The organism is Herbiconiux sp. FW305-C-125 (assembly GCF_058783455.1).
Window position 1 is genome coordinate 56580 of sequence record NZ_JBYSYO010000012.1, and the last position, 11996, is coordinate 68575.

Here is an 11996-nt window from a genome sequence, read left to right on the forward strand (position 1 = left end):
TAGCGACCCCGTCCGACACCGGCGGGAACGCTTCCCGGCGCGAGCGGCTCTGGTAGTCTCGTCGCATGCTCGAGGTCGACAGACTCTAGCCACCGAGTCGTCGGTGGCGCCCACGGAACGAGGCGGATGCCCGCCGTCCGTCAGCGCGCCCCGCTCTCTGTGCCGCTCCGCATCCGCGCCGTCGTCAGCGGCGCCCTCCTGGATGCCCGCCCGGCGCCGGCTCGCACGCTTGTCCCCGGTCAGCAGTCACGCGGTCAGCCGCAGAATCGTCGAGCAGTCATGCCATCTTCCACCTCCTCCGCCATCACCCTCACCGACCTTTCCCTCCGCTGGCCCGACGGCACCGTCGCCCTGCAGAGCCTCAGCGGCACCTTCGGCACCGGCCGCACCGGTCTCGTCGGCGCCAACGGCGCCGGCAAATCGACCCTCCTGCGCCTGGTCGCGGGGCTCCTCCCGCCCACCTCGGGCACCATCACGCTCGCGGGCGACGTCGGCTACCTCCCGCAATCGCTGACCCTCGACGTCGACGCCACCGTCGCCGACCTGCTCGGCATCGGACCGACCCTCCGGGCACTCCGGGCCATCGAGAACGGTGACGCCAGCGTGGCGAACTTCGATGCCGTCGGCGACGACTGGGACATCGAGGCCCGCGCCGACGAAGCCCTCCGCGCGGTGGGATTCGGTGCGGGCGACCTCGACCGCGCGGTGGCCACCGTCTCCGGCGGCGAGGCGATGCTCGTCGCGATCACCGGGTTGCGCATCCGTCGCACCGCGATCACGCTGCTCGACGAGCCCACCAACAACCTCGACCGCGACGCCCGCGCGCGGCTCACCGCCCTGGTCGACGACTGGCCGGGCACCCTGGTGGTGGTGAGCCACGACCTGGCGCTGCTCGAGCACATGGACGACACCGCGGAGCTGCACGCCGGCCGGCTCACCGTGTTCGGCGGACCGTACAGCGCCTGGCGCGCGCAGCTCGACGGGCAGCAGGCCGCGGCGGTGCAGGCCGCGCGCTCGGCCGAGCAGGCGGTGAAGACCGAGAAGCGGCAGCGCATCGAGGCCGAGACGAAACTCGCGCGCCGCGCCCGTGGCGCGCAGAAGAGCTACGACAACCGGGCGGGCGACAAGATCGTGATGAACCAGCGGCGGTCGGATGCCCAGGTCTCCGCGGGCAAGCTCCGCGCGGGGCTCGCCGACGACGTGCGCTCGGCCCAGGCGGCGCTCGACGCCGCCGAGGCGCGGGTGCGCGACGAGGAGCACATCCACCTCGTGCTGCCCGATCCGGACGTGTCGCGGTCGCGGCGCATCGCCGAGCTCCGGGGCGGCGACCGCGAGTTCGTGCTGCAGGGGCCGGAACGCGTCGCGATCGTCGGCCCCAACGGTGTGGGCAAGACCACGCTGCTGCGGGCACTGCTGGGCGGCACCCCGCCGGAACCCGGCCGCGCGGGCGGACGGCTGCTCACCGATCGGGTGGGGGTGCTCACCCAGCGCCTCGACGGGCTGGACGAGGATGCGAGCACCCTGACGAACGTGCAGGCTGCGGCACCGCGGGTGCCGGCGGGCGAGATCCGCAACCAGCTCGCGCGGCTGCTGCTCCGCGGCGACACGGTGAACCGGCCGGTGCGGACGTTGTCGGGCGGCGAGCGCTTCCGGGTGCACCTCGCTCAGGTGCTGCTGGCCGACCCGCCCGCTCAGCTGCTGGTGTTCGACGAGCCCACGAACAACCTCGACATCCAGAGCGTCGAGCAACTCGTCGAGGCGCTGCAGGGGTATCGCGGCGCCCTGCTCGTGGTGAGCCACGACGACGCGTTCCTCGGGGCGCTGGGGCTCGACCGCGTGCTCGAGCTCGACGCGGCGGGCGGTCTCCGCGAGGTCCCCGTGCCGACGCCGCAGCCGACCACGACGCCGACGACGACGACGCTCGGGCGCGACGGCTCGGCGCGGCCGGCCTAGGCCTTGGGCGTGGCGCGCGGCGGCGGCGCGGGCATCACCCGCACCGTCCCCGTGCGCCCCGCCATCGCGACGAGCACCGCCGGGCGGGCAGCGATCCAGCCGGCCGCCATCACCACGAGCGAGGCGGCGAAGATCCAGAACCCGGCCCAGCCCGCGTCGTCGCTCGCGGCGTACATGACGCCGAGGTTCTCCAGCGCTCCCGTGGCGAGCACCAGGGTGACGTGCACCACGGTGAACGCCACGAAGTAGATCATCACCACGAAGTGGATGACCCGCGCGACCTTCGTGGGAAAGACGCGATCCAGCGGCCGCAGCCGGGTCGCCAGCCCGGGGGCGATCCGGATGCCCGTCACGAGCGCGAGCGGTGCCGCCACGAAGACCGTGGCGAAGTAGCTGAGCAGCTGCAGGCTGTTGTAGTTCGCCCAGGCGTCCTCGACCGGCCAGCGCAGCGACGCGTACTGCAGTCCGGCCGAGAGGGCGTTCGGCACGACCTCCCAGCTGGTGGGCACGATGCGCAGCCACTGCCCGGTGCTGAACAGCAGCACCACGAACACCACGCCGTTCAGCACCCAGAGCGCGTCGACCGAGAGATGGAACCAGAGCGGCAACCCGATCCGCACCGGCGGGTTCTTCGTGCGGAGGCGGCCGTCGTTCTTCCGCGTCCAGAACGCCGAGGGCCGCACGCCCTGCCGGATCACCCAGCCGGTGCGCACGATGAACAGCAGGAAGAAGGCGTTGAGGAAGTGCTGCCACCCCACCCACGCCGGGATGCCGACCGGCGCACCGTCGGGCAGCGCGGTCGTGCCGGGGTAGTCGGCGAGGAACTGCTGCCCTGCGTCCGACGAACGGATGGCCATGGCCACGAGCACCACGGCGAACAGGAGCACGACGAGCGCGGGTGCGATCCACACGAACCGGAACCAGGGCGATCTCTTGCTCATCGAGACCAGACTAGCCGCCCGTTGCGTTCCGCCCCGAAGCTACGCTCGCGCGGGCGGGCGCGTTACGGGAGCGTGTGGCCGGCGGCGCGGAAGAGTCGGTACCACTCCTCTCGGGTGAGGCGGACGTCGGAGCCCGCGGCGGAGTCGGCGACGCGCTGCGGGTTCGTGGTGCCGAGCACGACCTGCATGCGGGCCGGGTGCCGGGTGATCCACGCGACCGCGATGCCCGTCGGCGTGACGCCGTACGCATCCGCCAGCTCGTCGATCACGTCGTTCAGTTCGGCGTAGTGCTCGCGGTCGCCGAGGAACACACCGTCGAAGAAGCCCTTCTGGAACGGCGACCAGGCCTGCAGCGTGATGTCGTTCAACCGCGCGTGATCGAGGATGCCGTTGTCGCGGTCGATCGACTGGTCGAGCCCGCCCATGTTCGCCGCCACACCCGCGGCGATGAGCGGCGCGTGCGTGATGCTGAGCTGCACCTGGTTCACCACGAGCGGCTGCCGCACCGAGCGCTTCAGCAGCTCGATCTGGCCGGGGGTGTGGTTCGAGACGCCGAAGTTCGTGACCTTGCCCGCCGCCTGCAACTCGTCGAACGCCGCAGCGACCTCGTCGGGTTCGACGAGCGTGTCGGGGCGGTGCAGGAGCAGCAGGTCGAGGTGCCCGGTCTGGAGCGCGGCGAGCGACTCGTCGACGGTGGCGAGGATGTGCTCCTTCGAGAAGTCGAAGTACCCGGGCCGGATGCCCACCTTGCTCTGAATGATCACCTGCTCCCGCTCCGCCGGGCTGAACCGCACCGCCTCGCCGAAGCGCACCTCGCAGCCGTGCCGCACGTCGCCGTAGATGTCGGCGTGGTCGAACACGTTCACGCCGACGTCGCGGGCGGCGCCGACGAGCGTGCGGATCTCCTCGTCGCCGAGCGGCGAGATGCGCATCAGCCCCAGAATGACGTCGGATGCGCGGAGATCGGTCTGCGGGAGCGTGAAGGAGTTCATCCCTCCATTCTCACCCGGGCGCAATGTTACGTTCCGTAACGCTCCGATGTGACCTCCCCGTCGGCCGCCAATACGGTGGCAGGCAGACATCCGGAGACGAGGGGGATCGTGGTTCTCACCCAGGCGCCCGTGACCGCGCATCCCGGCCACGTCGGCCAGCGCGCTTTCGGGGTGGAGTTCGCGGGGCTCGGCCGTGCCTTCGCGGCACCTCGACGCCGCGGCGCGACCGCCGCCGGTCCGGTGCTGCAGGATGTCTCGCTGCGCATCGAGCCGGGCGAGATCGTCGCCGTGCTCGGCCCCTCGGGCTGCGGCAAGTCGACCCTGCTGCGCATCGTCGGCGGCCTCGACCGGCCCAGCACGGGCTCCGTCGCGATCGACGGCGCACCCGTCTCCGAGTTCGACCCGCGCTGCGCCATCGGCTTCCAGGAGCCGCGGCTGCTGCCCTGGCGCACCCTCGAGCACAACGTCGCCCTCGGACTCCCCCGCGGCGTGCCGCGCGCGGAGGGCCGCGAGATCGTGGCCGAACTCGTGTCGCTGGTGGGCCTCGCGAACTTCTCGCAGCACACCCCGCGGCAGATCTCCGGCGGCATGGCCCAGCGCACCTCGCTCGCCCGTGCCCTCGCCCGCAACCCCGGCGTGCTCCTGCTCGACGAGCCGTTCGGCGCCCTGGATGCGCTCACCCGCCTGAAGATGCAGGACCTGCTGCTCGAGGTGCACGCCGCCGCACCCACCACCGTGCTGCTCGTCACGCACGACGTCGACGAAGCGCTGCAGCTGGCCGACCGGGTGATCCTCCTCGGCCGGTCGCCGGATGCGCCGGGCACGGCCGGCAACGACATCCGTCAGGTCATCACCGTGCCAGGCGAGCGGCCCCGCGACCGCGGGTCGGCGGAACTCGCCGAACTGCGCGCCCAGCTCCTCGGCGGCCTCGGCATCGAACGGCACTCGGCGCACTAGCGCCCACCCAGCCCCAGTTCTCACTTCCCACTTCCCACAGCACACAGCACACAGCACACAGCGAAGGACACCCATGACCCGCACCAGAATCGCCCCGCTCGCCCTCGCGGCGACCGCCGCCGCGGCCGCGCTGCTCCTCTCCGGCTGCGTCGCCGGCGAGAATCAGGGCTCCGGCGCTGCCGCGGCCGCGCCCGCCGCCTCCGACGGCGCCGAGGTCGTCACCGAGGGCGGCACCCTCAACATCGACTTCGCCACCTACAACCCGCTGAGCCTCGTCATCAAAGACCAGGGCTGGCTCGAGGATGCGCTCGCTCCCCAGGGAATCACGGTCAACTGGGTGCAGTCGGCCGGCTCCAACAAGGCGAACGAAGCCCTGCGCGCCGGCGCCATCGACGTCGGCTCGACCGCCGGTTCGGCGGCCCTGCTCGCCCGCTCGAACGGTTCGCCCATCCAGGTGATCGACATCTACTCGCAGCCCGAATGGTCGGCCCTCGTCGTGCCCGCCGGCTCGCCGATCAAGGACGTGGCCGACCTCAAGGGCAAGCAGATCGCCGCCACCAAGGGCACCGACCCCTACTTCTTCCTCATCCAGGCACTCGAGGCCAACGGCCTCACCGCCGACGACGTCACCGTGCAGAACCTGCAGCACGCCGACGGCTGGGCGGCCCTGCAGAACGGGTCGGTCGACGCCTGGGCGGGCCTCGACCCGATCATGGCCGGCGCCGAGCAGTCCGGCGCACAGCTGCTCTACCGCAACGTCGACTTCAACAGCTACGGCTTCTTGAACGCCACCGAGGACTTCATCAAGAACAAGCCCGACGTGGCCCAGACCGTCGTGAACGCCTACGAGCACGCCCGCGCCTGGGCCGAGGAGAACCCCGACGAGACCGCGAAGATCCTGGCGGATGTCGCCGGGCTCGACCCGGCCGTCGCCACGAAGGTCATCACCGAGCGCACCAACCTCGACATCGACAACGTTCCGGGCGACGCGCAGGTGAAGGTGCTCACCACCATCGGTCCGCTCTTCGTCGAGACCGGCGACGTCGCCTCGCAGGACGCGATCGACACGGCCCTCGACACCCTGGTGAACGACACCTTCGCGAAAGCCGCCGACCCGTCGGCGATCGGCTGAGCGGGCGCATCCGGATGACCGACTCCACGGGAATCGCGATCGGCAACGCTCCCGCCGTCGCCGTGACCCCCAGCCGGGCGCCCCGCACGGGCACCCGCCGCTGGGTGGTCGCGGTCGGCGGTGCCGTGCTGCCGCTCGCGATCCTCGTGGTGTGGCAGGTCGTCACCACCACGGGACTGGTGCCCACCTCGCAGGTGCCGTCGCCGCAGATGGTGTGGGAGGCCGCGGTCGACCTCGCCCAGCGCGGCCTGCTGGGGCAGTACATCGCCATCTCCACGCAGCGCGTGATCATCGGCTTCCTCATCGGCGCCGCCCTGGGGCTCGCGCTCGGCGCGGTGGTGGGGCTGTCGCGGTTCGCCGACATCCTGCTCGCCCCGACCCTCGGGGCCATCCGCGCGGTGCCGTCGCTGGCCTGGGTGCCCCTCCTCATCCTGTGGTTCAAGATCGGTGAGGAGTCGAAGATCATCCTCATCACCATCGGCGCGTTCTTCCCCGTCTACACCACCGTCGCGGCGGCGCTGCGGCACGTCGACCGCCAGCTGGTCGAGGCCGGGCGGGCGTTCGGCTACCGCGGGGTGCGGCTGTTCTTCACCGTGCAGCTGCCGGCGGTCATCCCGTCGGTGGCCTCGGGCCTCCGCCTCGCCCTCGCCCAGGCGTGGCTGTTCCTCGTGGCCGCCGAGCTGATCGCCGCCTCGATGGGCCTCGGCTTCCTGCTGTCGGATTCGGGGAACAACGGGCGCATCGACCGCATCTTCCTCGCGATCATCCTGCTCGCCGTGCTCGGCAAGCTCACCGACTCCATCCTCGCCCTCTTCGAGCGCTGGGCCGTGCGCAAGTGGGCCTGAGCCTCGAGCGGTAGCGCAAACCGTCCCTCGAGGCGCGCGCGGTCGCACATTCATGCCACCCCGCGACGTGGCGCACTGCGGCGGTAACGTGGGTCGCGTGAGTGAGGATGCGCTGCGGCGGGTGGCCGTGCTGGTGCTGCCCGGGGCGAAGCCGCTCGACGTGGGGATTCCGGCGCAGGTGTTCAGCACCCGGGCGAGCATGCCGTACGAGGTGCGGGTGTGCGGGGCGGCGCCCGGACTCGTCTCGGGCGGCGACGGGCTCTCGTACCACGTCGCCGACGGGCTCGAGGCGCTCGACTGGGCCGAGACGGTGTTCGTGCCGGGCTACCGGCACCCCGACCGCGAGGCACCGGCATCCGACGTGGTCGACGCCCTGCGAGCCGCCCACGCCCGCGGCGCTCGCCTCGCCGCCATCTCCACCGGCGCCTTCGCGCTCGCCGCGACCGGGCTCCTCGACGGCAAGCGTGCCACCACGCACTGGCACTACACGCAGGCGCTCGCGGCGCAGTACCCGCTCGTGCGGGTCGACGAGAACGTGCTCTTCGTCGACGAGGGCAGCGTGCTCACCTCCGCCGGCGCCGCGTCGGGCCTCGACCTGTGCCTGCACATCCTGCGCCGCGACCTCGGGGTGGCCGCCTCGAACCACACCGCGCGCCGGCTCGTGGCAGCTCCTTACCGCAGCGGCGGCCAGGCGCAGTACGTGCCGCGCAGCGTGCCCGAACCGCTCGGTGAGCGCTTCGCCGCGGTGCGGGAGTGGGCGCTCGCGCACCTGGCCGAGCCGCTGACGCTCGAGGTGCTGGCGCGGCAGGCGGCGGTGTCGCCGCGCACCTTCTCGCGCCGGTTCGTCGACGACACCGGCTACACGCCGATGCAGTGGGTGCTGCGCGCCCGCGTCGATCTGGCGCGGGAGCTGCTCGAGCGGTCGGAGCACAGCATCGAGCAGATCGCGACGGATGTGGGCCTCGGCACGAGCGCGAACCTCCGCCTGCACTTCCACACCATCCTCGGCACCTCCCCCAGCGACTACCGTCGCACCTTCGCGCACGGCGAGTGACCGCCTCGCGAGGAGGTGGCGTGGTGGTGGCGGGATACTTGCGAGACCTGGCGTTCGCGCCACTGGTGCGGCGCGACGCCCGGCGAGAGGGTGGTGGACGGAAAGGAAACACCCCCATGACTCGCATCGCCATCAACGGATTCGGCCGCATCGGCCGCAACGCCCTCCGCGCCCTGCTGGAGCGCGACAGCACCCTCGAGGTGGTCGCCGTGAACGACCTCGCCGACCCCGCCGCCCTCGCGCGCCTGCTCGCCTTCGACTCCACCGCGGCTCGCCTCGGCCGCCCGGTCTCGGTCGACGGCGACACGCTCGTGGTCGACGGCCGGCGCATCCGCGTGCTCGCCGAACGCGACCCCGCCCAGCTGCCCTGGGCCGAGCTCGCGGTCGACATCGTGCTCGAATCCACCGGCCGGTTCACGAACGCCGAGGCCGCCCGCGCCCACCTCGCGGCCGGCGCGAAGAAGGTGCTCGTGAGCGCCCCCGCCGACGGCGCCGACGTCACGCTGGCCTACGGCGTGAACACGGATGCATACGACCCGGCCGTGCACACCATCGTCTCGAACGCATCCTGCACCACGAACGCGCTCGCCCCACTCGCTGCGGTGCTCGACGAGCTCGCCGGCATCGAGCACGGCTTCATGACCACGGTGCACGCCTACACCCAGGAGCAGAACCTGCAGGACGGCCCGCACCGCGACCCGCGCCGCGCCCGCGCCGCCGGCATCAACATCGTGCCGACCTCGACGGGAGCCGCGAAGGCGATCGGACTCGTGCTGCCGCAGCTCGACGGCAGGCTGTCGGGCGACTCCATCCGGGTGCCGGTGCCGGTGGGCTCCATCGTCGAGCTCAACACGGTGGTGGCCCGCGAGGTCACGCGCGACGAGGTGCTGGCGGCGTACCGCGCCGCCGCCGAGGGAGCGCTCACTGGCATCCTGGAGTACTCCGACGACGCCCTCGTCTCGAGCGACATCACCGGCAACCCCGCCTCGTCGATCTTCGACTCGGCGCTCACCCGTGTCGACGGCCGCCACGTGAAGGTGGTCGCCTGGTACGACAACGAGTGGGGCTTCTCCAACCGGGTCATCGACTCCCTGGAGCTGCTGGCCGCCTGACGCATCGCCTGAACGACGGATGCCCCGGTCGGCTGACCGGGGCATCCGCGTTTTCAGAGGGCGGCGGGTTTACGCCTCGCTCATGGCGACCTTCTCGGCCTGGCCCTTGGCCGCGTAGTAGGCGGCGCGGGCGGCGTCGCGGCGGGCCTGCTCGGCCTGGCCGGCGTCGAGCACCTCCTGCGACACCTCGACGTTCGGCACCCGGGTGCGGCCGTTGTACTTCTCGATGTAGGCGTCGAGCTCGGGGCCCGAGGTCCACGAGGTGATGAGGCAGTAGCGCGGGTCGGGGCCGGGGTGGGTGGCCGCGTGCCACATGCGCTGCGTGTCGACGATCAGCTGCGCGCCCGCGGGCAGCGCGATGCGGTACTCGACGTCGTTCTCGGTGCGGTTGTCGCGCAGCACGAAGAAGCTGTCCTTGTCGTCGGTGAGGTTGAAGAAGCCGCGCACGACCCAGCCGGTGCCGTCGGGGTTCAGGCGGTTGTTGTCGTCCTGGTGCAGGTTGTAGAGGCAGTCGGCGTAGGTGTTCGGCTGCAGCTCGATCACGCGGCAGCGGCCGACGTTCGCGCCCGGCTCCTGCGCGCGGCGGGTGAGGTTCGGGGCCTTCTCGACCTGCGACGGAATCCACACGCCGTCCTTGTCGGTGCGCGGCGGCTGGTGGTTCCAGAAGCCGTTGCACTCGATGTCGCCCTTGGCGCTCGCGAGCGGGGCGAACCGGGTGTCGCCGGAGGACTTCCAGTCGACGTACTCGATGCCCTGCCATTCCTTCGGGTCGAGCTCTTGGTTGTAGCTGTCGAGCACGACGTAGCCGGTCTCTTCGAGAGCGGCGGATTTGATGTAACCCATGAGAGTTCCATTCCCTTTCGTGTTGGGCCAGCACGTTTTAACAGGCCCAGGTTAGGTCAGCCTAACATCGACACCCTGCGCGCCCGGTGAGCCACCCGGCCGCGACACGAACATCCCGTAAACTCGTCCCCTATGGTCACAGCTCCAGGCACCGCAACGAACGTCGAGGCCACGGCCGTCAACACCATCGCCTGGCTCTCCCGCGAGTCGACCACCATCGTCGTGCCGGTGTACCAGCGCCAGTACCGATGGGACATCGGCGGCTGCGAGCAGCTGCTCGCCGACATCCGAGCGGTGGCCGATTTCGGCGACGACCGCCACCGGCACTTCATCGGCTCGATCCTCTCCACCGCGGCCGACGCGAACGACGACGACGCCGAGCTCGTGCTCATCGACGGGCAGCAGCGCATCACCACCCTCATGCTGCTCGTGGCGGCCCTGCACCACACCGTGCGGGGCGACGACCCCGAGCTGGCGGCCGAGCTCGAGCGGGTGCTCGTTCGGGCATCAGGCCCCACCCGCACCAAGTTGCGGCCGCACCGCGGCTGGGCCGAGATCTTCGAGAGCGTCGTGCTCGACCAGCGCTCCGCCGAGGAGGGGCTGCGCGATTCGCGCTTCGACGACAACTACGCCTTCTTCCGCAGCCAGGTGCGCCGCGACGAGGTGGCCCGCATCTGGCGCGGGTTGCAGCGGCTCGAGCACGTGGCCATCACGCTGGGGCCGGATGCGAACGCCCAGCAGATCTTCGAGAGCCTCAACTCCACGGGCGAGCCGCTGCGCGACCATGAGCTCATTCACAACTACGTGCTGATGGGGCTCTCGCACGCCGAGCAGAGCGCGATCGAGGACGAGTTCTGGCTGCCCATCGAGCAGAACACGGGAGAGGTGATCGGCAGCTTCTGGCGGCACTACCTCGTGCTGCTCACGGGCCGCGAGGTGGCGGTGGCCGGTGAGCGCGGGGTGTACGACGCGTTCCGGCAGGAGTTCCCGCGGCTCGACCTCGCCACCCTGCGGGAGCGGGCGACCGAATGGCGCGAGTACTCCGAGGCGTACCGCATCCTGCTCGACCCCGCCCTGGCGCCCGACCGCGAGGTGGGGCGGCAGCTGGCCTACCTCGCCACCTTCGGCCGGGGGATGTACCCCCTCGTCATGCGCGCGTACCACGACTACTCGCACGGGCGACTCTCGACGGAGCAGCTGATCGAGCTCGTCGAACGGGTGCAGTCGCTGCTGCTCCGGCGGGCCGTGGTGGGCGTCACGAACGACCGGCTGGTGGCGCGACTGTGCCGGGCGCGCACGCTCGGCGCCGACGAGCTGCTGCGCGCGATCGCCCGCATCACGCCCTCCGACGAGCGGGTGCGGGTGGCGCTGAAGTACAGCGAGCTCCCGCACGCGCTCTACGTGCTCAGCCGCATCGCCGGCGTCGACAGCCCCGAGGGCCTCGACATCGACCAGGTGGTGCCGCTCGCGCCCGGCGACGACTGGTCCGGCGACGGCGAGCGGATGTGGGTCGACCTCACCGACGACGAGCAGAACAGCCACCGCGCCCTCGCCGGCACCCTCGGCAACCTGGCCCTGCTCGAGCAGCCGCTGGCCGAGCGGGTCTTCGGCGACAGTTTCCCGCAGAAGCGCACGATCTACGCGCAGAGCGGCATCCCGACCACGCGGATGCTCGCCGAGACGCCCGCCTGGGGCACCGCCGCGATCGCCGAGCGCACCGTGCGGCTCACCGCCGAGGTGCTGCGGGTGTGGCAGCGACCGGCCGTCGTGTCGATCGACGACGACGGGCTCACGCCCATCCTCGACGCCGTGCGCCGCCGCGGCTGGCCGCGCGGCTGGGAGCGCGAGTTCGAGTACGTCGAGTACCGCGGCGAGCACTGGGAGGTCTGCGACGTCAAGTACCTCTTCAACCGCGTGTTCAAGCGCCTCTGGGCCGACGCGCGGGAGAGTGTCGTGGCGTTCAGTGCGCGGCGCGGCGGCCCGATCTACGAGGCCCAGGCGTGGAACGGCCATTGGGACGCCCTCGACGACACGCACTACCTCTACATGGGCTGGGACTCGAAGTACATGCTCGGCGCGGTGCAGGGCGTGCTCGAGGAGGCGGGACTCGCATCCGACGTGTTCGTGAAGTACTCCTACATCGGCGCGGTGATGTAGCGGCCTGCGC

10 protein-coding genes are annotated in these 11996 nt (G+C 71.4%); 7 read left to right on the forward strand and 3 right to left on the reverse strand.

From position 1 onward, the window contains the following. Positions 1 to 279 precede the first annotated feature (279 nt). Entirely contained in the window at positions 280 to 1953 is a 1674-nt protein-coding gene (locus AC3WLB_RS21180; protein WP_492509434.1) for an ABC-F family ATP-binding cassette domain-containing protein, read from the forward strand. Here AC3WLB_RS21180 and AC3WLB_RS21185 read toward each other — a convergent pair. Continuing rightward, the gene (locus tag AC3WLB_RS21185; protein WP_492509436.1) at positions 1950 to 2894 is read right to left on the reverse strand and encodes a cytochrome b/b6 domain-containing protein; all 945 of its coding nucleotides are present in this window, start codon (positions 2892 to 2894) and stop codon (positions 1950 to 1952) included. The genes AC3WLB_RS21180 and AC3WLB_RS21185 overlap by 4 nt on opposite strands. 62 nt (positions 2895 to 2956) lie before the next feature. Next, positions 2957 to 3886, reverse strand: a complete 930-nt coding sequence (locus AC3WLB_RS21190) for an aldo/keto reductase (RefSeq protein ID WP_492509438.1) — start codon at positions 3884 to 3886, stop codon at positions 2957 to 2959. Positions 3887 to 3994: 108 nt separating this feature from the next. On the opposite strand from AC3WLB_RS21190, the gene AC3WLB_RS21195 reads away from it, so the two are divergent. The 5 genes from AC3WLB_RS21195 (at position 3995) to gap (ending at position 8986) form a co-directional block, all read left to right on the forward strand. Then, positions 3995 to 4843, forward strand: a complete 849-nt coding sequence (locus tag AC3WLB_RS21195; protein WP_492509440.1) for an ABC transporter ATP-binding protein — start codon at positions 3995 to 3997, stop codon at positions 4841 to 4843. 73 nt (positions 4844 to 4916) lie between these two features. After that, positions 4917 to 5975 (forward strand): aliphatic sulfonate ABC transporter substrate-binding protein, encoded by a 1059-nt coding sequence (locus tag AC3WLB_RS21200; protein WP_022897272.1) that lies wholly within the window; start codon positions 4917 to 4919, stop codon positions 5973 to 5975. A 14-nt stretch (positions 5976 to 5989) separates the two neighbouring features. Then, a complete protein-coding gene (locus tag AC3WLB_RS21205) occupies positions 5990 to 6820 on the forward strand; it encodes an ABC transporter permease (protein WP_022897271.1) in 831 nt (276 codons plus the stop codon). A 97-nt stretch (positions 6821 to 6917) separates the two neighbouring features. Beyond that, complete coding sequence (locus tag AC3WLB_RS21210) at positions 6918 to 7874, forward strand: GlxA family transcriptional regulator (RefSeq protein WP_492509442.1); 957 nt, start codon at positions 6918 to 6920, stop codon at positions 7872 to 7874. 116 nt (positions 7875 to 7990) lie between these two features. After that, on the forward strand, positions 7991 to 8986 hold the full coding sequence (gene gap, locus AC3WLB_RS21215) for a type I glyceraldehyde-3-phosphate dehydrogenase (RefSeq protein WP_492509444.1): 996 nt from the start codon (positions 7991 to 7993) through the stop codon (positions 8984 to 8986). A 69-nt stretch (positions 8987 to 9055) separates the two neighbouring features. Here gap and AC3WLB_RS21220 read toward each other — a convergent pair whose 3' ends face one another. Further along, positions 9056 to 9829 (reverse strand): hypothetical protein, encoded by a 774-nt coding sequence (locus tag AC3WLB_RS21220; RefSeq protein ID WP_022897265.1) that lies wholly within the window; start codon positions 9827 to 9829, stop codon positions 9056 to 9058. Between the two features lie 132 nt (positions 9830 to 9961). Here AC3WLB_RS21220 and AC3WLB_RS21225 point away from each other — a divergent pair, with 132 nt between their 5' ends. Further along, positions 9962 to 11986, forward strand: a complete 2025-nt coding sequence (locus tag AC3WLB_RS21225; protein WP_492509447.1) for a DUF262 domain-containing protein — start codon at positions 9962 to 9964, stop codon at positions 11984 to 11986. The last annotated feature ends 10 nt before the right edge of the window (positions 11987 to 11996 follow it).